Source organism: Vibrio sp. V43_P6S15P86 (genome assembly GCF_009904725.1).
Lineage (GTDB): Bacteria > Pseudomonadota > Gammaproteobacteria > Enterobacterales > Vibrionaceae > Vibrio > Vibrio diabolicus.
Map to the genome: position 1 here is coordinate 1 of NZ_WXWT01000062.1, position 22,161 is coordinate 22,161.

19 protein-coding genes and 5 tRNA genes are annotated in these 22,161 nt (G+C 45.8%); 4 read left to right on the top strand and 20 right to left on the bottom strand.

Annotated elements, in window-relative coordinates:
• The first annotated feature begins 181 nt into the window (after positions 1 to 181).
• The gene (locus tag CAG69_RS02725) at positions 182 to 556 is read left to right on the top strand and encodes a hypothetical protein (RefSeq protein WP_012841336.1); all 375 of its coding nucleotides are present in this window, start codon (positions 182 to 184) and stop codon (positions 554 to 556) included.
• Between the two features lie 55 nt (positions 557 to 611).
• Here CAG69_RS02725 and trpS read toward each other — a convergent pair whose 3' ends face one another.
• The 5 genes from trpS to nsrR all read right to left on the bottom strand — a co-directional run bounded on the left by trpS (position 612) and on the right by nsrR (position 6,392).
• The gene (gene trpS / locus CAG69_RS02730; protein ID WP_005395367.1) at positions 612 to 1,628 is read right to left on the bottom strand and encodes a tryptophan--tRNA ligase; all 1,017 of its coding nucleotides are present in this window, start codon (positions 1,626 to 1,628) and stop codon (positions 612 to 614) included.
• 115 nt (positions 1,629 to 1,743) lie between these two features.
• Positions 1,744 to 2,430 (bottom strand): phosphoglycolate phosphatase, encoded by a 687-nt coding sequence (locus CAG69_RS02735; protein ID WP_161442625.1) that lies wholly within the window; start codon positions 2,428 to 2,430, stop codon positions 1,744 to 1,746.
• 99 nt (positions 2,431 to 2,529) lie between these two features.
• On the bottom strand, positions 2,530 to 3,276 hold the full coding sequence (gene rlmB / locus CAG69_RS02740; protein ID WP_005395369.1) for a 23S rRNA (guanosine(2251)-2'-O)-methyltransferase RlmB: 747 nt from the start codon (positions 3,274 to 3,276) through the stop codon (positions 2,530 to 2,532).
• Positions 3,277 to 3,343: 67 nt separating this feature from the next.
• Positions 3,344 to 5,851: a ribonuclease R gene (gene rnr, locus CAG69_RS02745; RefSeq protein ID WP_161442627.1), complete on the bottom strand. Its 2,508-nt coding sequence runs from the start codon at positions 5,849 to 5,851 to the stop codon at positions 3,344 to 3,346.
• Between the two features lie 115 nt (positions 5,852 to 5,966).
• Positions 5,967 to 6,392, bottom strand: coding sequence for a nitric oxide-sensing transcriptional repressor NsrR (nsrR, locus tag CAG69_RS02750; RefSeq protein WP_161442629.1), 426 nt, complete (start codon positions 6,390 to 6,392; stop codon positions 5,967 to 5,969).
• Positions 6,393 to 6,549: 157 nt separating this feature from the next.
• Here nsrR and hmpA point away from each other — a divergent pair, with 157 nt between their 5' ends.
• Entirely contained in the window at positions 6,550 to 7,734 is a 1,185-nt protein-coding gene (gene hmpA, locus CAG69_RS02755) for an NO-inducible flavohemoprotein (protein WP_161442631.1), read from the top strand.
• Positions 7,735 to 7,818: 84 nt separating this feature from the next.
• On the opposite strand, the gene motX is transcribed toward hmpA, so the two are convergent.
• Positions 7,819 to 8,454 carry a flagellar protein MotX gene (gene motX / locus CAG69_RS02760; protein WP_005381388.1) on the bottom strand — a complete coding sequence of 212 codons (636 nt, stop codon included), beginning with the start codon at positions 8,452 to 8,454 and terminating at the stop codon, positions 7,819 to 7,821.
• 218 nt (positions 8,455 to 8,672) lie between these two features.
• Positions 8,673 to 9,989, bottom strand: coding sequence for an adenylosuccinate synthase (locus CAG69_RS02765; protein WP_005395372.1), 1,317 nt, complete (start codon positions 9,987 to 9,989; stop codon positions 8,673 to 8,675).
• 172 nt (positions 9,990 to 10,161) lie between these two features.
• On the opposite strand from CAG69_RS02765, the gene CAG69_RS02770 reads away from it, so the two are divergent.
• Positions 10,162 to 10,347, top strand: a complete 186-nt coding sequence (locus tag CAG69_RS02770; protein WP_005381383.1) for a DUF2065 domain-containing protein — start codon at positions 10,162 to 10,164, stop codon at positions 10,345 to 10,347.
• Positions 10,348 to 10,410: 63 nt separating this feature from the next.
• Here the strand turns inward: CAG69_RS02770 and hflC are convergent, their stop codons facing one another.
• The 8 genes from hflC to tsaE all read right to left on the bottom strand — a co-directional run bounded on the left by hflC (position 10,411) and on the right by tsaE (position 19,563).
• Positions 10,411 to 11,391: a protease modulator HflC gene (gene hflC / locus CAG69_RS02775; RefSeq protein ID WP_005395373.1), complete on the bottom strand. Its 981-nt coding sequence runs from the start codon at positions 11,389 to 11,391 to the stop codon at positions 10,411 to 10,413.
• A gap of 2 nt (positions 11,392 to 11,393) precedes the next feature.
• Positions 11,394 to 12,599 carry an FtsH protease activity modulator HflK gene (gene hflK, locus CAG69_RS02780; RefSeq protein WP_161442633.1) on the bottom strand — a complete coding sequence of 402 codons (1,206 nt, stop codon included), beginning with the start codon at positions 12,597 to 12,599 and terminating at the stop codon, positions 11,394 to 11,396.
• Between the two features lie 45 nt (positions 12,600 to 12,644).
• Positions 12,645 to 13,934 (bottom strand): ribosome rescue GTPase HflX, encoded by a 1,290-nt coding sequence (gene hflX, locus CAG69_RS02785; RefSeq protein WP_005381380.1) that lies wholly within the window; start codon positions 13,932 to 13,934, stop codon positions 12,645 to 12,647.
• A gap of 38 nt (positions 13,935 to 13,972) precedes the next feature.
• On the bottom strand, positions 13,973 to 14,236 hold the full coding sequence (gene hfq, locus CAG69_RS02790) for an RNA chaperone Hfq (protein WP_005381379.1): 264 nt from the start codon (positions 14,234 to 14,236) through the stop codon (positions 13,973 to 13,975).
• A gap of 193 nt (positions 14,237 to 14,429) precedes the next feature.
• Complete coding sequence (gene miaA / locus CAG69_RS02795; RefSeq protein WP_005395375.1) at positions 14,430 to 15,362, bottom strand: tRNA (adenosine(37)-N6)-dimethylallyltransferase MiaA; 933 nt, start codon at positions 15,360 to 15,362, stop codon at positions 14,430 to 14,432.
• Entirely contained in the window at positions 15,359 to 17,371 is a 2,013-nt protein-coding gene (mutL, locus tag CAG69_RS02800; RefSeq protein ID WP_161442635.1) for a DNA mismatch repair endonuclease MutL, read from the bottom strand. Before mutL ends, miaA begins: the two co-directional genes overlap by 4 nt.
• 18 nt (positions 17,372 to 17,389) lie before the next feature.
• Entirely contained in the window at positions 17,390 to 19,105 is a 1,716-nt protein-coding gene (locus CAG69_RS02805) for a LysM peptidoglycan-binding domain-containing protein (protein ID WP_005395379.1), read from the bottom strand.
• On the bottom strand, positions 19,099 to 19,563 hold the full coding sequence (gene tsaE, locus CAG69_RS02810) for a tRNA (adenosine(37)-N6)-threonylcarbamoyltransferase complex ATPase subunit type 1 TsaE (RefSeq protein WP_005395381.1): 465 nt from the start codon (positions 19,561 to 19,563) through the stop codon (positions 19,099 to 19,101). Before tsaE ends, CAG69_RS02805 begins: the two co-directional genes overlap by 7 nt.
• Before the next feature lie 277 nt (positions 19,564 to 19,840).
• On the opposite strand from tsaE, the gene queG reads away from it, so the two are divergent.
• Positions 19,841 to 20,968, top strand: a complete 1,128-nt coding sequence (gene queG, locus CAG69_RS02815) for a tRNA epoxyqueuosine(34) reductase QueG (RefSeq protein ID WP_005395385.1) — start codon at positions 19,841 to 19,843, stop codon at positions 20,966 to 20,968.
• Between the two features lie 618 nt (positions 20,969 to 21,586).
• On the opposite strand, the gene CAG69_RS02820 is transcribed toward queG, so the two are convergent.
• The 5 genes from CAG69_RS02820 to CAG69_RS02840 form a co-directional block, all read right to left on the bottom strand.
• A tRNA-Met gene (locus CAG69_RS02820) sits at positions 21,587 to 21,663 on the bottom strand.
• A 59-nt stretch (positions 21,664 to 21,722) separates the two neighbouring features.
• A tRNA-Gly gene (locus CAG69_RS02825) sits at positions 21,723 to 21,798 on the bottom strand.
• A 35-nt stretch (positions 21,799 to 21,833) separates the two neighbouring features.
• Positions 21,834 to 21,909 (bottom strand) — tRNA-Gly (locus CAG69_RS02830).
• Positions 21,910 to 21,945: 36 nt separating this feature from the next.
• Positions 21,946 to 22,021, bottom strand: a tRNA-Gly gene (locus tag CAG69_RS02835).
• A 31-nt stretch (positions 22,022 to 22,052) separates the two neighbouring features.
• Positions 22,053 to 22,129: transfer RNA gene (locus tag CAG69_RS02840), tRNA-Met, on the bottom strand.
• Between the last annotated feature and the right edge of the window lie 32 nt (positions 22,130 to 22,161).

Sequence of the window (22,161 nt, forward strand, 5' to 3'; positions counted from 1 at the left end):
TGTCTAAACTTAAGTCACCTATTATTCGCTCGGCTTTTTCTTACGCATGACCCTCATACTTCAAAATTTTCATCATTTGCTCAATAACTTCTCCTTATTCACTAGCCAAATTCATACACAAAAGATATAACACCTGCGCGAGACATTAAGATCTCATTAGCTGTAAACCCAGGAACGATAAATGAAAAAAATTCAACGCAGTGCGCTAGCTCTCTTCTTACTTGGCTTGATAACGGGATGTCAATTGACCGCCAGTGAGCCACTTCAACCTACCGCGAATCAAAACATCATCGAATCAGCCAAAAATGAGCTGGATGGAATTGAAGAGTTAGAGGTCAGTGACGAGGGTGTTATTACTTTTACCCAGCGTCTAAGAACACCAGGAACCTACTGGATCCCAGCGAGAATTAAAGAACTTAGCTACGATATATCATGCGTGCAGCTCAGTTACTTCATTGATAGAGGCATGGTGGTGAAGTCCGCCTTTTTAGGTGCTCGAGGACGTGTTGAATATTACGATATGGAACGTTGCATGAAAGACACGCCATTCCAGTAAAAAGCATAAAAAAAGCTCCACTAACGTGGAGCTTTTTGTAATCTATTCTTAGCAACTATGGGCGAGCGACAAAGCCTACCGCTTTGTATGCTTTCTTCAGCGTTTCAGCGGCGCGAGCCGATGCTTTTTCTGCACCTTGCTGCATTACCTCATCCATGTAAGCACGATCAGCGCGAATACGATGGTATTCTGCTTGAATTGGCTCCAGCATTGCTACAACCGCCTCGCCAACATCTTTCTTAAATGGACCATACATTTCTACGCCTTTGTACTTGGCTTCGATATCTTCAAAGCTCATTCCTGTCGCCGCAGAGTAAAGTCCCATTAGGTTCGCGATACCCGCTTTGTTCTCGATATCATGGCGAATGCTTGGTGGGGTTTCGGTGTCTGTTTGCGCCTTGTTGATCTTCTTGATGATCGACTTTGGCTCTTCAAGCAGAGTAATCACGTTCTTACGGTTATCATCTGACTTCGACATTTTCTTCGTCGCGTCTTGAAGACTCATCACACGTGCATTGACTGTTGGAATGTACGGCTCAGGAACGGTAAAAATCGGACTCTCTGGTGAGTAGATGTTGTTAAAACGCGTTGCGATATCACGTGCTAACTCAAGATGCTGTTTCTGGTCGCTACCAACTGGCACTTGGTGTGCGCCGTAAAGCAAAATATCTGCTGCCATCAACACAGGGTAATCAAACAGCCCCACGTTTACGTCATTCGCGTAACGTGCCGATTTGTCTTTAAACTGAGTCATACGGCTCAGCTCACCCATTTGCGTGTAACAGTTAAGAAGCCAACCAAGTTGAGCATGCTCTGGTACGTGTGACTGAACAAATAGCGTGCTCTTCTTCGGATCAACACCAACTGCCAGACAAATTGCCAGTGCATCTAATGTCGCTTCATGCAGTGCTTTAGGATCCTGACGAACCGTAATCGCATGAAGGTCTACTACACAGTATTGGCAATCATAATCGTCTTGCATCTGCTGCCATTGACGTAGAGCACCCAAGTAGTTACCGATACTTAGTTCACCTGACGGTTGAACACCACTCAATACAATGGGTTTGCTCATTAGAATGATTCCTTTGACTTCTTAATCTAATTAAAATGAAAAACCGTGCGGCTTTTAGCGCACGGTTTACTCAGTGTACTCATTAACAAGTATTTTGGAAGATCTTTTGTTGCCGTTATGCAGAAACAGCGACGACTTCCAGTAATTCCGCGAGGCGGTTCGCCACTACGTCAGGGTTCGAAGCTGAAATGGGCTCGCCGTGGTTATAACCGTAAGTTAAACCAAATGAAGCACAACCCGCATTTTTCGCCGCCAAGATATCGTTTTTCGAATCCCCAACCATCAGCATCTCTGCTGGTTTTACCTGGTGCTTTTCCATTAGCCAGTTCAGCGCCACCGGGTTTGGTTTTTTCTCTGGAAACGCGTCACCACCTAATACGTCTACGAAGTACTTGGCGATGTCATGCTGCTCTAGAATTTCTGGTACGAATTTCGAGGGCTTGTTCGTCACAATCGCCATCGTAAAACCAACTTGGTGTAGCTCTTCAAGCGTCTCTTTTACTGTTGGGTAAAGGTGACTTAGCTTATGGCCGCTTTGCTTGTAGTATTCATCAAACAGCTCACGCGCTTTAGCACGCAGCTCATCACTCAAATCACTGCTGATGGTCATGCTTTGGCTTAATGCACGTCCAATCAATATATCTGCACCATTACCAACGTAATCACGCACCTGCTCTTCTGATACAGAAGGATAGCCTAACGCCTGAACTGCTTGATCGGCCGCTACGGCAAGATCTGGCACGCTATCAAGCAGTGTTCCATCCAGATCAAAAGCAATCAATTTAATATCTTGTTGGGTCATAAATTCCCTAGCTAAAATAACACAGGATGGTTCCCCATCCTGTGTGCTTAATCTTGATGTCACTCAGTGTCACACTCAGCGACGCTTAGTGTGCTCGCCTTATTTTTGGGCAGCCAAACGCTGACGAACCGCTTCAAACAAACAGATACCAGAAGCCACTGATACGTTCAAGCTTGATACACTGCCCGCCATAGGGATCTTAATTAAATCATCGCAGGTTTCGCGAGTAAGACGACGCATACCATCACCTTCAGCACCCATCACGATAGCAAGAGGACCAGTAAGCTTAGCTTGATAAATATCGTGCGTAGCTTCACCAGCCGTACCCACAAACCAAATACCTTTTTCCTGTAACGTACGCATTGTACGTGCAAGGTTGGTTACACGAATCAAAGGCACAACCTCTGCAGCGCCACATGCTACTTTACTTACCGTGGCATTCATTGGTGCCGAGCGATCTTTCGGTACGATGATCGCCGCAGCGCCTGCTGCGTCTGCGTTACGCAAACACGCACCAAGGTTGTGCGGGTCCGTCACACCATCCAGCACTAACAGTAGCGGTGATTCATGCTGCGCTAAGATGTCATCAATGTCGTTCTCGTTCAGCTGTTTTGCTGGTTTTACGCGAGCAATGATGCCTTGGTGATTTGCACCACGCGCTTTATCATCCAGAGTTTTACGCGTCATTTGTTGAATAGAGACACCACAAACCTGAAGATCATTTAGGATTGGCATTAGGCGATCATCTTGACGACCTTTTAAAACGTACGCCTCGATAAAACGCTCTGGTTCGCGCTCCAATACCGCCTTCACTGCGTGAATGCCGTAGATAAATTCGTTACTCATTGTTTAACCTGTTGTTCTGGTCGTATTGCCTGCGCCAACCGAGTTTGAACTAAGTTGGCGCTTCAACCTACTGCGCTTCTTTTTTAGTGCGCTTGGTTTTCTTCGGCTTACTGTGCGGCTTCTTTTTACGTGCTTTTTTCACTTTAGGCTTCTCGTTGCCTTCGGCGTCACCACGTTTTGGGCCATTACGCTTACTCGTTGCGCCCGTTTCTTCTGGGCGTTTAGTTGGCTCTATCGCAGGAACTGCACGAGCCGCGCCACCTTCTTTCGATGAAGAGCGAGTCGCAGCGCGTTTTTTATCTTTCGCTTTGCGTTTTGCTTCCGCTGCGCGTTTCTTCGCAGTCTTACCTTCGCCGCGTAGCTTACGACTTGTTTCGACCAATTCAAAGTCAATTTGCTTATCATCGAGGTTAACAGCCAGTACTTTTACTTTTACTGCATCACCTAAGCGGTAGATGTTACCGAAACTTTCACCAATAAGTCGTTGACCAATCGGGTCAAATTGATAGTAGTCGTTCGCAAGGGTAGAAATATGTACCAAACCATCGATGTGCAAATCCGTTAAACGTACAAAGAAGCCAAAGCTAGTGACATTAGCAATCACGCCGTCTAGTTCGTCACCGACGTGGTCTTGCATGTATTCACACTTCAACCAATCCGCAACATCACGTGTGGCATCATCAGCACGGCGCTCTGTCATCGAACATTGTTCACCGTAAAAGTCCATATCATCGAACGAGTAATGGTAGCCACCCGTTGGTGTCCAGCGGTCTTGATTACGACCTTCTTCTTTCGCAATCAGATACTTGATTGCACGGTGAAGTAACAGGTCAGGGTAACGACGAATTGGCGACGTAAAGTGCGCATAGCGTTTCAATGCCAACCCAAAGTGCCCCGCGTTATCTGCGTTGTATACCGCTTGCTTCATTGAGCGTAGCAGCATGGTCTGAATCAACTCTTGATCTTGACGCCCGGAGATTTGACGTGCGAGATCAGCATAGTCCGTTGGTGAAGGCTCTAAACCACCTTTTAGCTCAAGACCAAGCTCACTTAAGAAGTCTCGAAAACCTTGCAGGCGTAATTCACCTGGAGATTCGTGGATACGATAGAGCGCAGGCTCTTTCGCTTTTTCTACCAGCGATGCCGAAGCAATGTTGGCTAGAATCATACATTCTTCGATGATCTTGTGCGCGTCATTACGAATCACTGGCTCAATGCTTTCGATTTTACGTTCCGCATTGAAGATAAATTTGGTTTCAACGGTTTCAAATTCGATTGCACCGCGTTGATCTCGTGCTTCTTTCAGCACTTTGTACATCTTGTGCAGCTCTTCTAGATGAGAAACAAGCGGCTGGTAGCGCTCACGTAGTTCTTCATCCCCTTCTAGAATCGCGCTCACTTTGCTATATGTGAGACGCGCGTGCGAGTTCATCACCGCCTCGTAGTGCTTGTAGCCCGATAGTTTACCCGTCTCTGAGATGGTCATTTCGCACACCATACACAAGCGATCAACTTGTGGGTTAAGTGAACACAAACCATTTGATAGCACTTCCGGTAGCATTGGCACTACTTGCGATGGGAAGTATACTGAGTTACCTCGATTGATCGCTTCTTTATCCAACGCAGAGTCAGGACGAACGTAATAACTGACGTCAGCAATCGCTACCCATAAACGCCAACCACCTTCTTTGTTCTTTTCACAGTAAACGGCATCATCAAAGTCTCGTGCGTCTTCGCCGTCAATGGTCACAAGTGGTAACTCACGTAGATCCACACGACCAACTTTGGCTTCTTCTGGTACTTCTTCGCCTAAGTTTTCGATTTGTTTATCGACGGCCTCTGGCCACTCGTGAGGGATTTGGTGTGTACGAATCGCAATTTGCGTTTCCATGCCTGGTGCCATGTTTTCACCAAGTACTTCAACCACTTTACCCATCATGCCACGTGAGCGTGAGCCACGATCAGTAATTTCAATCACGACCACGTTACCCATGCGTGCACCCGCTTTGTGCTCATTTGGGATCAGAATATCTTGGCTGATACGCGAGTCATCAGGGACAACATAGGAATAACCATATTCGAGGAAGAAACGACCGACGATTTGATCATTACGCTCCTCTAACACTCGAACCAAGCGCCCTTCACGACGACCGCGCTTGCTGTTGTCTGTAGGTTGCACTAAAACAAAGTCACCGTGGATGATGTTCTTCATCTGATGGTGCGGTAACAGAATATCATCATCCTTGCCGACGCTGCCTTCTGGACGCACCCAACCGTGGCCATCACGATGACCAATCACGTAACCTTTCACCATTTCAAGTTTTTCAGGCAATGCGTAGCACTGACGGCGGGTAAACACCAGTTGACCATCTCGCTCCATCGCACGTAGCCGACGACGCAACCCTTCGTATTGCTCTTCGCCCTCAAGCTTTAGTGCCTCAAACAAGTCGTTGCGATTCATTGGAACGCCCGCTTGCTCTAGAAACTCGATGATAAACTCTCGGCTTGGAATTGGATTTTCGTAATTTTTGGATTCACGATCTGCAAAAGGATCGTTTGGAATATTGTCTGACATAGGCACGCCTATCTAGCAAGGAAGGTATATGGCTAGTATATCTGAGTCTCTCGATAAGCTACAGAATTGCTTTGAAAAAAGAATGATCGAGATCGACTCTAGACGTGCAAATGAGTTAAGGACGAGCCAGTAAGATCAACAACTCAGAATTGTCGCTCAGCAAGGATTCGATCGTGCAATCATCCAGCTCCGCCAAAAAGGCACTTTTTGCTTTTGCCAATTTATCTTTGAGGCGACAGACAGGGGTAATATGGCAAAAATCTACGCCGCAATTGACCAAATCTAACGGCTCCAAATCTCGCACGACACCACCTACTGTGATTTCAGAAGCAGGCTTCATCAAGCGAATACCACCGTTTTTACCGCGTACGGTATGTACGTAGCCTAGCTGTCCTAAACGGTTGATCACTTTGACCATATGATTACGAGACACACCAAATAAATCCGTCACTTCAGTGATATTAGTTAACTCATCTTCCGGCAACGAAGCCAAGAAAATTAAGGTTCTCAACGCATAATCAGTAAAGCTCGTTAACTGCATATTCTCTCCCAAAGTGCGACTCAATAACTCGCTGGTGATACTAAAACGCCAAACTTGAGCTATCGATAAAAGTGTAAATCTTTTCTTGATCGAAAGATACATTTGAGATACAACTTTAAACATGCATTATAAATACAACTTAAAGTAGGAAGCCCTTATGCTCAGCAATCAAACCATCGAGATCGTCAAAGCGACCGCACCACTTATCGCCGAAACGGGACCAAAACTGACCGCGCACTTTTATGAACGTATGTTTACTCATAACCCTGAGTTGAAAGATATTTTTAACATGAGTAACCAGCGTAACGGCGATCAGCGTGAAGCGCTATTCAACGCCATCTGCGCCTATGCTGCCAATATTGAAAATTTGCCAGTTCTACTTGGCGCAGTAGAAAAAATTGCGCATAAACACACGAGCTTTTTGATCACAGAAGATCAGTACCAAATCGTTGGTAAACACTTACTTGCGACGATTGATGAGCTTTTTAATCCAGGTCAAGAAGTGTTGGATGCTTGGGCTGAGGCTTACGGCGTACTTGCGAATGTATTTATTCAGCGTGAAGAGCAAATTTACCAACAAAATGAAGCTTTGGAAGGCGGCTGGCGCGGTCTACGCGAATTTGAATTAGTCGATAAACAAATCGAGAGCGAACACATTTGCAGCTTTGTGTTTAAGCCAACCGATGGCCAAAAAGTGGCACCGTATAAACCGGGACAATATCTTGGCATCTATATCAACAGTGACCAGTTAGAAAACCAAGAAATTCGCCAATATAGCCTGTCTTCTGCGGTCCAAGAGAACACCTACCGTATCTCAGTAAAACGTGAAGAAGGCGGAAAAGTGTCGAATTACCTGCACGATAGCCTGAACATTGGCGAAAAAGTGCAGCTTGCGGCCCCTGCCGGTGATTTCTTTATGGATGCCGAACCACAAACACCCGTTGTTCTAATTTCTGCTGGTGTGGGACTTACTCCAACGCTGTCCATGCTAGAAAGTCTCTCAGCACATCAAGCACCTGTAACTTGGGTTCATGCAACCGAAAATGGTCAACAGCATGCTTTCAAGCAACACGTGAACCAGCTCGTTGCAGAAAAAGAAAACATGAACGCGCTCGTTTGGTATAACCACCCAACGGCAGAAGACAAGCTAGGTGAAGACTTCCACTTCACGGGTTTTGTCAATCTGTATGAAATTGAAGCCGCATTAAAGCAAGATAACGTGCAGGTGTACTTCTGTGGCCCTGTCGGGTTCATGCAGCACGTAGCGAAACAACTATTAGAACTTGGCGTACCACAAGAGCAATTCCATTACGAATGCTTCGGTCCACACAAAGTCGTTTAATCGCTCAAGATTACTCTTCGGGAAAACAGCAAAGCCCACATTATGTGGGCTTTGTTGTATGAAGTTGTTTGCAACATTAAAGCGTTACCAAAAGGTGTCTCGCCGTTTAGCTCGAGCAATAACGTTTTGTGGCATGCGCTGTTCAAGGCCGTTTCTCAATACAGTTATGCGCTTATGCTGCCGCTTATCTGCTGTGACAGAGTTATATAACCAACGATACGCATCTTCGTAATCGAGTGGACTGCCATAATCACGTAAAAGCAACTCGGCCAGATGAATACGCGCGTTTAGGTTTCCCATTGACGCAGCTTCTCGCAAATATGGAATTGCACGTTCTTTATCTTGCTGTACTAAAGTGCCACGCGAATAGTATCGGCCAATCTGCTCTAGTGCAGCTGGTAACCCCTGATGCGCTGCATTTTCGATGTAGTAAAGACCCAGTTCGACATCTTGCTCGACACACACACCCCAAGCCAACATATCTCCGTACAGAAATTCATAAGCGGGTAAGTTAATTCGAGTCGCACGAGCTACGATATCCTCCACCAGCTGGCAGTTATCAGCGCGCACACGTTGTAAGTGCTTATTTTGCTCAATAAGCTTTATCAGCTCTGCTTCGGTATAGATCGGAACTGGTGCCCCCACATCAGCAACATTGGCTTTCACTGTGGTAGCAACCAAGGTCAACAACAGTGAAGCAGCCACTGTTCGTAACTTCATAAACGTACCCTTAAGGTATCTAAGAAACCAAAGATCGGTGAAGGATCTCCTCTGCTTGATAACCTTATCGGCAAAAAACAGCTAAGCTTTAGACAATTTTTGCCTCTGACTTAGACTCAGCGGCAAAAACTTGCCATATGAGAATCACTGCCGTTTTTTGTTCAGATACAAAAAAGCCGACCAGAAGGTCGGCTTTTGCAGTCTTTAACGACTATCAATTAAGCTTCGAATGGATGAACCTTGATGATCGTTTCGTTGCGGTCAGGACCTGTTGAAATGATATCTACAGGCACACCTGTTAGCTCTTCAATACGCTTGATGTAGTTAAGAGCCGCTTGTGGTAGATCTTCTAGCGCTTTAGCACCGAATGTGTTCTCAGACCAACCAGGCATTGTTTCGTAGATTGGCGTTGCTTTTTCGAATGCTTCAGCAGCCATCGGAGAAACTTCTAGCACAGAGCCATCTTCCATCTTGTAACCAGTACAGATTTTTAGCTCTTCTAGACCATCTAATACGTCTAGTTTAGTTAGACAGAAACCAGATACAGAGTTGATTTGGATTGCACGACGCATAGCAACAGCATCGAACCAACCTGTACGGCGTAGACGACCAGTTGTCGCACCGAACTCGTGGCCAACTTCACCTAAGTGCTTACCAATTGGATCTTGCTTATCTAGACCATCGTATAGTTCTGTCGGGAATGGACCTGCACCAACGCGAGTACAGTACGCTTTCGCGATACCCAAGATGTAACCGATGTGACGAGGACCAAAACCAGAACCTGCAGCAACACCACCAGCAGTCGTGTTAGAAGACGTTACGTATGGGTAAGTACCGTGGTCGATATCAAGTAGCGTACCTTGTGCACCTTCGAACATGATCTTATCGCCGCGCTTACGTGCTGCGTCTAGTTCGTCAGTTACGTCGATAACCATTGAAGTAAGTAGCTCTGCGTAGCCTTTTGCTTCTTCAAGCACAGCTTCGTAGCTTACTGGTTCAGCTTTGTAGAAGTTAACTAGTTGGAAGTTATGGAACTCCATGACTTCTTTTAGCTTCTCAGCGAACGATTCCATATCGAATAGGTCGCCAACGCGTAGACCGCGACGAGCAACTTTATCTTCGTATGCTGGACCGATACCACGACCTGTTGTACCGATAGCTTTTTTACCGCGAGCGATTTCGCGAGCTTGGTCCATTGCAACGTGGTAAGGAAGAATTAGCGGACATGCTTCAGAAATGAAAAGACGCTCGCGTACTGGAATACCGCGCTCTTCAAGAGGTTTCATTTCTTTAAGTAGAGCTTCAGGTGATAGTACAACACCGTTACCGATAACACATTTTACGTTATCGCGAAGGATACCTGATGGAATTAAGTGAAGAACGGTTTTTTCACCGTCAATTACGAGAGTATGACCTGCGTTGTGACCGCCTTGGTAGCGTACCACGTATTTTGCATCTTCAGTTAAAAGGTCTACGATTTTACCTTTACCTTCGTCACCCCATTGGGTGCCTAGAACGACTACGTTATTTCCCATCTTTCCAAGTCTGATTGCTAGTTAAAAATGGATTCTAGCACCGAATCACGCTTCTTGCAGTCATTTTTTGTTCACAGAGTTGCTACCAGAATGTCATCTTGCTGCTTTGCTCATTTTGAAATCAGCATATCACTGATAGTATTTAGTTTTCTTTATTCGACTGGAAAGCGGTATGTCTGAATCCATATGGTTGGCGATTGGGCTCGTCTTGATCGTGGAAGGCATTGGACCACTCATTGCTCCAAACGGTTGGCGGAATATGGTGGCTCAATTAAGTGAACAGCCCAACAATCAGCTACGACGCATCGGTGGCTGCCTAGTAGTTGCTGGAGCCGTAATCGCCATAATGATGAGCTAGCACTTAGCATCAGATACAAAAAAGGCTCCCCTAAGGAGCCTTTTGTTTCATTTGACGCTGAGATTATTTCTCCATGCCGCCCTTCGACTGGTTCATGTATTGGAAGAACTCACTCTTCGGATCAAGTACCAGGATATCGCTCTTAGAGCTGAAGGACTTCTCATACGCACGTAGCGAACGTAGGAAGCTAAAGAACTCAGGGTCTTTGTTGTACGCTTCAGCATAAATCTTCGCAGCTTCAGCATCCGCTTCACCTCGTGTCACACGTGCAGTTTTATCAGCTTCAGCTAGAATAGTTGCTACTTCTAGTTCTGCTTGAGCACGAATAACTTCCGCCTTTTCACGACCTTGAGAACGGTGCTTACGAGCTACAGACTCACGCTCTGCACGCATACGGCGGTAGATAGACTCACTGATTTCATCAGGCAGGTTGATTTTCTTCATGCGGAAATCAACAACACGAACACCCAAGTCTTTCATCGCGCTTTCACGCGTGTCTTTCAATACTTCAGACATGATTAGGTCACGTTCACCATCAATCTCAAGCGCTTCACGTGCCGCTTCAGTTGCGACAACATCTGCACTTGCATCTTCTGGTAGTACATCATCGTTACGTGGACCAGATACAATCTGTTTGATTTCACGAGCACCGATTTCAGAACGAAGCACATCCGTTACTTTACGCTCAAGTAGTGCCTCCGCCGTTAGCGAATTACCACCGCCTGTCGCTAGGTAGTAACGACCAAAGTCTTCAATACGCCACTTCACGTAGGTATCAATAATAACGTCTTTTTTCTCAGACGTTACGAAACGGTCTGCACGGCCATCCATCGTTTGGATACGTGCATCAAGTTGTTTCACACGGTCAAACAGAGGCATCTTGAAATGCAAACCAGGCTCGTAAATTCGAGTGATGTCGTTGTTGTCTTTAAGAACACGACCAAATCGAACCACGATACCGCGCTCACCTTCAGGAATCACAAACAAAGACATCAACATTAATGCCAGTGCGATTACCAATACAGGGATCATTAACTTACGCATTCTTAGTATCTCCCTTGACGTGAACCTGTTGAACGAGACTGCGTGTTCGAAGTGTCTTCTTGTGTACGCTCAGACTCCAGTTGAATTTGATCGTAGGTTGAAGATGACTTCGATTTACGTTTTGTGTCTGCCTGACCTCCTTGGCCCGCCAACTTATCGATTGGAAGGTACAGAAGATTGCCGCTTGATTCAGAGTCAATCAACACTTTCGAAGTGCTTGAGTACACTTCTTCCATTGCGTCGATGTACAGACGGTCACGCGTTACACCTGGTGCCGCTTGGTATTCTGGTAGTAGTTTTTCGAACTGTGCTACCTGACCAAGAGCCTCGTTAGTGACACGTTCATTGTAACCTTGCGCTTCTTTCTTCAAACGTTCAGCACGACCCGTTGCCTTCGGCAAGATTTCGTTCTTGTATGCTTCAGCTTCACGGATGAAACGCTCTTCATCCTCACGAGCTGCGATTGCATCATCAAACGCATCTTTCACTTGCTCTGGTGGACGCGCAGACTGGAAGTTTACGTCAACAAGTACCAGACCCATATCATAGCTATCAATGATTTGGTTCAGTGTTTCTTGCGTAGTTTGACGAATTTGCTGACGACCACTGGTTAGAATGCTATCCATCAATGAGTCACCAATTACTGCACGTAGTGCAGAATCCGTTGCTTGACGCAAGCTATCGTCCGCATTGGTTACACGGTACAAGTATTTGTACGGGTCAGTCACTCGGTACTGAACATCCATCGCGACTGTTACGACGTTTTCATCTTTAGTCAGCATTAGACCAGATGCACGTAGTGAACGAATCGCTTGTACGTTTACCGCTTCGTATTCATCAATAAAACGAGGGCGCCAGTTAAGGCCTGGGTCTACGATACGATCGTATTTACCTAAACGCAGCACAACACCACGCTCTGCTTCACCGATGGTGTAAAAACCAGCGAAGAACCAAACTGCAACAGCAATAAGAGCAATCACGCCAAAGCCAATTGCACTACCACCACCGCCGCCGATTGGAGAACCACCGCCGCCTTTTTTACCAAACTTGCCACCCAGTTTTTGACTCAGTTTATTGAACACTTCATCTAAATCTGGCGGACCTTGATCTCGGCCACCAGGACGCTGGCCACCACGATTATTATTACCCCAAGGGTCATTATCGCGGCCATTGTTGCCGTTGTTATTTCCAGGCTCATTCCACGCCATTAGAAAGCTCCATCATTTGATATGACGTTATACTGTAGCAGTCCTTTAAGTGACTATAAAGCCAGTCAAAACTGCCCCTTCTCTTTTTTCAAGTCTAGACCAATCTACTTGCTGCATTCGAATATCGATCAACAAGTTACCATCCTGGTCATATTCCTCACGTTGAATACACTTCATTTGGAAGAAGGTACTACGGAATCGTCCTTGATACTGTGGAGGAATTCGCAACTGATGCTCGACCATTTGTGACGCCAGACGTTCCGTCAGAGCCTCAAACAGGACATCAATGCCCAACCCATCCATTGCTGAAACCCAAACTGCGCGAGGTACGCCTTCCTCGTCTCGTTCTATACGTGGTTTCTGCGAATCTAGATTGTCGATTTTGTTCATGACAACCAGAGTCGGCACTTCATGTGCATCGATCTCTTCTAGTACTTCATGAACAGCTTGAATATTCTCACGAAAACGCTCATCACTGGCATCAACAACATGTAACAAAATGTCAGCTTCTTGCGTTTCCTGCAAGGTTGCCTTGAAGGCCGCAACCAAGTCGTGAGGCAAATGTCGAATAAAACCAACCGTGTCAGCCAAAATGGCAGGCCCAACATCTGCTAACTCTATCTTACGTAAAGTCGGGTCCAAAGTAGCAAATAGTTGATCAGCGGCATACACGCCAGCTTCTGTAATACGGTTGAAGAGTGTCGACTTACCCGCGTTGGTGTAACCCACGAGTGAAACCGTTGGGATTTCAGCTCGATTTCGGGCGCGGCGCCCTTGTTCACGCTGCTTCGCTACTTTGTCTAAGCGTCGCAGGATGGCTTTGATTCTATCACGCAATAAGCGACGGTCGGTTTCCAGCTGGGTTTCACCCGGGCCACGTAAACCGATACCACCTTTCTGCCTTTCAAGGTGCGTCCAACCACGAATCAAACGAGTAGAGATATGACGAAGTTGAGCCAGCTCTACCTGTAGCTTACCTTCGTGTGTTCGAGCTCGTTGAGCAAAGATATCGAGAATAAGACCAGTGCGGTCGAGAACTCGACATTGGCACAGTGCTTCGAGGTTACGTTCTTGGGCAGGAGAGAGGGCGTGATTAAAAATCACAATTTCGGCACCTGTCGACTGTACCGCAGTAGCAATCTCTTGGGCCTTACCCTCTCCGACATAGTATTTCGGGTGTGGGGATTGACGACTACCAGTTACCACTTGTAGCGCCTCTACCCCAGCAGAAGAAACCAGCATTTCGAACTCAGCCAGATCTTCCCATTCACCTTCTTGCGTGAAGTTGATATGAACAAGTACGGCTCGCTCACCGGATTCATAACGGTCAAACAAGCAATCAACTCCTTATTTTAAAAATACTCGATGAAGAATTAATCTTCTGATTTCTCTTGTGGACGCTCACCTTGTGGACGTTCACCGCTGTGATGGCTCACTGGACGAGCCGGCACAACTGTTGAGATCGCGTGCTTGTACACCATTTGGTTAACAGTATTCTTCAGCAGGATCACAAATTGATCGAACGATTCGATCTGACCTTGTAGTTTAATACCATTCACAAGGTAGATAGATACCGGGATACGCTCACGACGTAGCGCGTTTAGAAATGGGTCTTGTAGAGATTGCCCCTTAGCCATTTTATTTTCCTTATTTAATTTGTAGTTGTAATTATTTAGCTAGTGGTGCAATGCAAAAGATACTGCTTTTGCATCTGAGCTAAACGAATCAAAAATGCACTCTAAGTAATTAGCAGCATAGTATAAAAACCGCCAACAACAGATCCTTTGAGAGTGCGTTCACGCAAAAACGATCACATTATACACAGCTATGTCAATCAGATGCTATTGCTTCCGACATCGTTTCTAATGCCTGTTCAATGTTCTCGCTATCCAACCAAGTTAAGTCATCCCAGCTGCGTAACCAGGTGATTTGACGCTTGGCCAATTGACGAGTCGCGCATACGCCACGAAATACTGCTTCGTCACGTGTACACTCCCCATCTAAATACTCCCACATCTGTCGGTAACCGACGCATCGTATGGAAGGAAGATCGGGGTGAAGATCTTTTCGCGAATGTAGCGCTTTCATTTCTTCTTCAAAGCCCGCTTCCATCATCTTTTCGAAACGAAGTTCAATTCGACGGTGAAGTTCTGCCCTATCCTTGGGAGCTATTGCAAATTGCTTGACTCGGTATGGCAGGCTTTCACCTTTCGTTTGAGTCAATTCAGTCAAAGTTTTACCTGAAATACGAAAAACTTCCAATGCCCGAGATAAACGTTGGGGATCATTGGGATGGATTCTCGCTGCTGACACAGGATCAACCTCTTTGAGTTCATCGTGCAACACTGACCAACCTTTAGTCAATGCTTCTTGTTCAATTTGCTGACGAATTTCAGGATTTGCAGCAGGAAGTGGGGATAAACCTTCAAGTAGCGCCTTATAATACAGCATTGTCCCACCCACTAAGAGTGGAATTTTTCCTTCTGCAACAATATCATCCATCGCTTTCAATGCATCACGACGAAAGTCGGCTACAGAGTAAGACTCGCTCGGATCCAAAATATCAATCAAGCGATGAGGCGCTAAACTTAACTCTTTTTCATCCGGTTTCGCCGTACCGATATCCATCCCTTTATAGATCAAAGCAGAATCAACACTGATGATCTCAACCGGGAACTTTTGACGAAGACGAATCGCCAACTCCGTTTTGCCTGATGCAGTTGGCCCCATTAAAAATAGCGCCAAAGGTAGTTTATCTGTCATGGTTTTAATTTGGCTATCGTGGCAGAGAAATCAACAGCGGATACAAATTTTGTATCTTCTAATGGCAATTGACCATCTCTTAGCTGTTCAAGTTCCGCAATAATTTGAATTGCTTCAGAAAAAGTATAATGACTCTTCACTGTCGTGACCTGCAATGCGAGCCAATCTATCAACTCAGACAGCATCTGAGCCGTTGCTATACCTTCCTTCACACAAGATTGCGCGTAAGATAACAGATCTGGTACTAAATTTTGTAAGTTTTGTTGACGTAGCGGCGCGGGAACGCCCATCACCATTAAGGCTTGCTCATTTCTCGCTTTCAATTGAATGCCAAGTAATGCCAAATCTTGTTGATAATCTTGAGCCAGCTTCACTAACTCGGCCTCTAACTTAATAGATAGAGGAACGAGTAGAGGCTGTGCTTTAAGCGCGCCATCGCTTGGAGTGAGCTGCCCTTTTACACGATAAAATTCCGCTCTAGGTAACGAGACTAACGCCGCCCCACTGTCACTGCTCATCAAAACAAATTGCTCATCGACCATCACTAGCGCTTTGCCTAATGCATTAATCGATGGAAGTGATGCATGCGAAGTTGCCTTTTGGGGCACTATCGGCGTTACGGGTTGAGACTCAAACTCTGGCGTTTTCAACAGCTCGTGATAAGCGCGTACTTCTTGTTTAGTTGGCGCTGGTTCTACGTGGCGCTCTTTACTGTGATTCGGCTTTGGTGCGGGTTTGGACTCCACCCAATCATTACGTTTGAATGACTCAACTACGCGCGCCTCTCGCACGGAGGTTTCACAAGGACCGCTATTACGAGGCTTCACTTCATAATCACTGCGTCCAGGATAAGCCGGTGTACTCTCTATCGCTTGATAAACACGCTCTGGAACTGGTGAAGATGTCGGCCTTTGCACTTTTTCAGGCTCAGGCAAGCGCTCAACCTCTTCGGACTCAGTCGGTTCCACACGATGAAATGCCGATTCATTAACCTGTGGTTTATCAATCACGGCGCTTTGCGCAAGTGCATCCGCCAAAGCTTGATAGATGAAATCATGCACTAAGCGAGCTTGGTGAAAGCGCACTTCATGCTTAGCGGGGTGGACATTCACATCTACCTGGTGCGGGTCTAACTCAATAAAGAGCACATAGGCAGCGAACTGATCTGGCTTTAAGCTCATTTCATAGCTTTGACGAATCGCGTGATTGATTAATTTGTCACGCATCATTCGGCCATTCACATAGCAATACTGTAAATCGCTTTGCTGCCTTGCTCCTTCTGGTGTGGTGATCCAACCATGTAGCTTTAACCCTTGATGCTCAAGCTCTATTCTGAGCATGTGTCGAACAAACGCGTTACCGCAGACAGCTGCAATACGTTTTTCGGTTTGAAGCTGATTTTTCGCCGCGCGATATTGACGAATGATCTTGCCGTTATGGCGCACATTGATGGTGACATCAAAGCGGCTTAACGCAATGCGTTTCAATAACTCATCAATATGAGCAAATTCGGTTTTCTCGGTACGCAGAAATTTGCGGCGCGCGGGAGTATTAAAAAATAAATCCAACACCTCAACAGTCGTACCAATCGGGTGCGCTGCAGGCTTAAGCTTCACCTGCATATCACGCCCTTCAGAGTAGGCACTCCATGCTTCTTCTTGCGCCGCAGGACGCGATGTGAGCGTCAAACGCGAGACTGAGCTAATACTGGCTAACGCTTCACCACGAAAGCCTAGACTCATGATGGCTTCGAGATCATCCAAGGTATGTATCTTAGATGTAGCATGACGACTGAGCGCTAAGCCGAGTTCATCTTTCGCGATACCTTTGCCGTTATCACGAACACGAATCAGCTTTGCGCCTCCTTTCTCGATATCAATATCGATTCGAGTTGCGCCAGAATCAAGACTATTTTCAACCAGTTCTTTAATCACAGAGGCGGGTCTTTCGACCACTTCCCCTGCTGCGATTTGGTTTGCAAGTCTAGCTGGCAAAATTTTAATCGTCATAATGAGTTAAAAGCTCACCTACTTGTTTGGAATGATAAGAACTTGCCCAACCGCCAGCTGATCAGAGCGTAAGTTGTTCGCTTTACGAATGCTCGAAACGCTGACGCCGTATTTGGACGCTATTTTACCAAGGTATTCACCTCGAGAAACTTTGTGCTTACGGATCGGCTTATCTTTGACAGCGACGGTTATCTTCAACTTTTGTCCTACCCACAAGGTATCTGACTTCAAGTTGTTCTCACGGCGGATATCTGAAACCTTCACTTTATAGTGACTCGCGATCTTACCTAAGAACTCACCTGACTTAACCTTGTGAATAATGGTTTCTGTCTCAACAGTAATCGGTTTACTTGGCACTTTAATCGTACCAGCAGAAGGGATTTTGAGCTTCTGACCAATTGCCAATCCAGTCGACTTCAAGTTGTTTGCCGACATCAGCGCTTTAGAGCTAAGCCCATATTTATTCGCAATCACCGATAACGACTCGCCACGTTTTACGGTATGCACTATTGGCTTCGCTGAAGGCGAGAATACCGTACCCTCTGGTGGATTATCTTTTAAGTACTTAACGACCGCCTTGGTGATCGCCTGAGCTAACTTATCTTGGTGCGCTCGTTGAAACAGCAACCGCTCTTCTGTTGGGTTAGAAATAAAGCCCGTTTCCACTAATACAGACGGAATCTGCGGAGAGCGTAAAACAGCAAGGCTAGTATTAATCGGTTTGGTGTTATGCAGGTGCGCAACACGCCCCATCTCACCAAGGATTTCTGTTGCCAGCTTATACCCTTCTTTTTGTGAATGACTAAACTGCAAGTCCAACAAAGTTTGGTTCACGTTACGATCTTTCGTCTTAGTGAAGAACGCATTACCCGAACCACCTAATATTTCAGATTGTTTCTCATGGTTCTCAACCCAGCGAGCAATTTCAGTATTTGCACGACGGGTATTCAGTACGAAAACCGAACCTCCGCGAGGCTTCGGTGAGGTAAACGCATCAGCGTGAATGGAAATAAGTAAGTGCGCATCATTTTCACGGGCAATGGCCACACGACGGTTTAGATTCACAAAGTAATCTCCGGTACGCGTCATACGCGTTTTAATCCCAGGCGTAGCATCAAGCTGAGCGGCGATTTTTCGTGAAATACTTAATACCGCATCTTTTTCATACTTACGGCGTGAAGGGCCAATAGAGCCAGGGTCTTCACCACCGTGACCAGGGTCGATAACGATCAAGACTTCTTGAGCTCGTTGAACTGAACTCATGTCTTTGCTGGTCGCCGCTGGCTTGCTCGGTTTAGAAGCTGAAGTCGATGCTTTCTTACCGTGCGGCAGGTCAATCACCAAACGGTGACCATATTGCCCGCCAGGTGTTGGGCTTAATTTAAACAATTCTGCTTGAACGCTCTTTTTCAGTTCAAACACCAAACGGTAGGTGCCCTTCTCTGGCGGAGAGCTTTTTCGAACTAGCTTTAAAACCGGGCTGTCCGTAACAGTAACAGGCAGTTTGGCCTGCATGGTCGTGCTTTTTAAATCCACGACAAGACGATCCGGTCCGGATAAAGAGAAATAGGAATAGTCAGCTTCCGAGCCTAAATCGATGACAACACGCGTTTCATCAGGAGAAGGCCAAACTCGAAAACTCTTAACGACGTTAGCAAATGCTAAATTGGGGATGAGAAGGAGAAAAGTGGCGACAAACGTCGCCACTACTCTAAAATTTGAAAAACTCAACATAGCTCCAATCGACTGAGTAACTGCACACCATAATCATTATTAGCTGTTAGTTCGGCTACACGCTGCTCACCTTGGTAGCGAATGTTCACATCAAGATCCGGTTGTGGCAACAAACCATGCCCTTTTTCAGGCCATTCAACCAAGCAAATTGCATCATCTGTGAAGTAATCTCGAATCCCCATGAACTCAAGCTCTTCAGGATCCGCAAGACGATAAAGATCGAAATGGTACACTTGCCACTGATCCAACTGATACGGTTCGACTAGAGTATAAGTTGGGCTTTTCACGTTACCTTGATGGCCAAGAGCACGGACAAAACCACGACTAAAGGTTGTTTTACCTGCACCCAAATCACCATGCAGATAAATTGTGGTTTGTTGCGAACAAAGGTGAGCCAGAGCGGTACCTAGTGCAACCGTTTCGTGCTCATCTTTTAAATTGAATTGTTTCGTGCTCATTGATGCTTCTCTAACTAATGATCGTTGACTATATAAAAATCAAAAGAACAGGAATAGTAAACCGTGTTGGTTTTGAGAGACAAGCTTTCAAATGTCATATGTGCGAAAAAAGTATCCAAGGAACGGTATCTTAATCACCTTAGTATCGACCTAGATTTAGAATATATGCAAATGACTTCAATAAGCAGTATTCACAGCATCAAAAACGTCCATAACTGGGTAGCACCAAAGCCAGAGATCCGTTAAGATCCGCCCCCCTTTTATTCCGGTGGTTAGCATGAACTACGAACAACTCGCACAACAAATCAAAATTTGGGGAAAAGAGCTCGGCTTCCAAAAAGTTGGGATCTGCGACGTTGATCTGAGTGAGCATGAAGCCGCACTGCAAAAATGGCTCGATGCAGGCTATCACGGCTCAATGGACTGGATGGCTCGTCACGGTATGATGCGAGCTAGACCCAATGAGCTACTCCCGGGAACCGTTCGTGTGATCAGCGTTCGGATGGACTACCTACCACCAGAAGCACAATTCGCTTCGAACCTAGCGAATAAAAATCATGCCTATATTAGTCGCTATGCATTAGGGCGTGATTATCACAAGCTCGTCAGAAAACAACTGAATAAACTTGGCAAACTTATTGAACAAGAAGTTGGTCAGTATGGTTACCGACCTTTCGTCGACTCCGCACCAATATTGGAGCGACCACTCGCCCAAAAAGCAGGCTTAGGCTGGACAGGGAAACATTCCCTGATTTTAGATCAAGACTGTGGCTCGTGGTTCTTTTTAGGCGAGTTACTTATCGACTTGCCACTTCCCGTTGACGAGCCAAGCGTTGATCAGTGCGGTAAATGCAAAGCATGCATTACCTCATGCCCAACACAAGCCATCGTTGAAGACAAAGTTGTTGATGCTAGACGCTGCATCTCTTACCTCACCATCGAGTTCGATGGCGTGATCCCTGAAGAGTTTCGCAAGCCAATGGGTAACCGCATTTATGGCTGTGATGACTGCCAATTGGTTTGCCCATGGAATCGCTACGCCGACATAACGGAGCAGAGTGATTTCCATCGTCGCGATAGTTTCAAAAACCCGGATCTCGTAGACATGTTTAACTGGGATGAAGCGACTTTTCTAAAAAATATGGAAGGCTCCGCTATTCGTCGCATTGGTCATATACAGTGGCTGCGTAATATTGCTGTCGCACTTGGTAATGCAGAATACAGTCAACGAGTCATTGATGCGTTAGAAAGTCGACAAGGTGAAAATAAATTACTTGATGAACACATCAAATGGGCTTTGGCCGAGCAACTGAATCAACTCCCCATTGAGAATAAAGCATCTACAGAGACGAAAAAGCAGCGCTTAATAAGAATCGTCGAGAAGGGGCTACCAAGAGACGCATAGTGCGTAGTCTATATGCAAGAGATTGAAAGCACTTTTACATGTTCAATTCATGACCTTGTTCTCAATTTTGTAATGTGGAAAAAAATTTGAGATTCAAGAAAAACAAGCTAGCAGAAAAAAGTTAAACACAGCTCGGAGAAATGACTAGGATCAAAAAAATACCAGTTAATGATCGTATTTTAACGTATTCGATCCGACAAAAAACTTATTTTTTTCTTGTTTAACAAAGACTTAATCAATATTTCGCTATTATTTCGACTTTCCTTCAGCGAAAAGATCTTTCTTCTCCATCGCAAAAAGTCAAGCTAAAAACACTTTATCAACTAACTTATCCACAGAACGACGTATGTGGATAACTCTGTTAATTAAAGTAGATAAAACATGCAGAACCTCATCATGCTTGTACGCCAGCCGATTCATATCGTGTTTTAAACACAAACGAAATCGTCCGACATCATATGATGCGGATAAAATTTAGTTTTGGGGATTCATGCTTCGCAGCATTATGAAAAGAGCGATGTGATTGGTTGCGAGAAGCAGGAATTGAATCAAGCGGCGCATCCGTCGACGACTCAGGATTGTGCTAATAAATAAGCATTCAATCTATCGTCTTGTATTTGGTTGCGGGGGCCGGATTTGAACCGACGACCTTCGGGTTATGAGCCCGACGAGCTACCAAGCTGCTCCACCCCGCGTCCGAGTGCTTCATCTTTGTTGATGATGAAGGCTTTGCTTTCATTTATAAAAAAGAAACTGGAGCGACACACGAGGTTCGAACTCGTGACCTCAACCTTGGCAAGGTTGCGCTCTACCAACTGAGCTAGTGTCGCTTTTGTCACCGTTAAGCACGATGAAGGCTATATATTGGAGCGACACACGAGGTTCGAACTCGTGACCTCAACCTTGGCAAGGTTGCGCTCTACCAACTGAGCTAGTGTCGCATTTCGTCACCGTTAAGCACGATGAGGGCTATATATTGGAGCGACACACGAGGTTCGAACTCGTGACCTCAACCTTGGCAAGGTTGCGCTCTACCAACTGAGCTAGTGTCGCATATTAACAGCAGTCGCTATTAATGGAATTTTGGTTGCGGGGGCCGGATTTGAACCGACGACCTTCGGGTTATGAGCCCGACGAGCTACCAAGCTGCTCCACCCCGCGTCCGTATTGTGTCACCGTTAAGTACCGTGAGA

Bases quoted from the DNA above. Each gene is read 5' to 3' on its own strand.
- CAG69_RS02770 (WP_005381383.1), top strand. From the start codon at position 10,162: ATGTCTGAATCCATATGGTTGGCGATTGGGCTCGTCTTGATCGTGGAA.
- tsaE (WP_005395381.1), bottom strand. From the start codon at position 19,563: ATGAGCACGAAACAATTCAATTTAAAAGATGAGCACGAAACGGTTGCA.
- CAG69_RS02765 (WP_005395372.1), bottom strand. From the start codon at position 9,989: ATGGGAAATAACGTAGTCGTTCTAGGCACCCAATGGGGTGACGAAGGT.
- rnr (WP_161442627.1), bottom strand. From the start codon at position 5,851: ATGTCAGACAATATTCCAAACGATCCTTTTGCAGATCGTGAATCCAAA.
- hflK (WP_161442633.1), bottom strand. From the start codon at position 12,599: ATGGCGTGGAATGAGCCTGGAAATAACAACGGCAACAATGGCCGCGAT.
- mutL (WP_161442635.1), bottom strand. From the start codon at position 17,371: ATGACGATTAAAATTTTGCCAGCTAGACTTGCAAACCAAATCGCAGCA.
- CAG69_RS02725 (WP_012841336.1), top strand. From the start codon at position 182: ATGAAAAAAATTCAACGCAGTGCGCTAGCTCTCTTCTTACTTGGCTTG.
- miaA (WP_005395375.1), bottom strand. From the start codon at position 15,362: ATGACAGATAAACTACCTTTGGCGCTATTTTTAATGGGGCCAACTGCA.
- hfq (WP_005381379.1), bottom strand. From the start codon at position 14,236: ATGGCTAAGGGGCAATCTCTACAAGACCCATTTCTAAACGCGCTACGT.
- queG (WP_005395385.1), top strand. From the start codon at position 19,841: ATGAACTACGAACAACTCGCACAACAAATCAAAATTTGGGGAAAAGAG.
- rlmB (WP_005395369.1), bottom strand. From the start codon at position 3,276: ATGAGTAACGAATTTATCTACGGCATTCACGCAGTGAAGGCGGTATTG.
- CAG69_RS02805 (WP_005395379.1), bottom strand. From the start codon at position 19,105: ATGTTGAGTTTTTCAAATTTTAGAGTAGTGGCGACGTTTGTCGCCACT.
- hmpA (WP_161442631.1), top strand. From the start codon at position 6,550: ATGCTCAGCAATCAAACCATCGAGATCGTCAAAGCGACCGCACCACTT.
- hflC (WP_005395373.1), bottom strand. From the start codon at position 11,391: ATGCGTAAGTTAATGATCCCTGTATTGGTAATCGCACTGGCATTAATG.
- nsrR (WP_161442629.1), bottom strand. From the start codon at position 6,392: ATGCAGTTAACGAGCTTTACTGATTATGCGTTGAGAACCTTAATTTTC.
- motX (WP_005381388.1), bottom strand. From the start codon at position 8,454: ATGAAGTTACGAACAGTGGCTGCTTCACTGTTGTTGACCTTGGTTGCT.
- trpS (WP_005395367.1), bottom strand. From the start codon at position 1,628: ATGAGCAAACCCATTGTATTGAGTGGTGTTCAACCGTCAGGTGAACTA.
- CAG69_RS02735 (WP_161442625.1), bottom strand. From the start codon at position 2,430: ATGACCCAACAAGATATTAAATTGATTGCTTTTGATCTGGATGGAACA.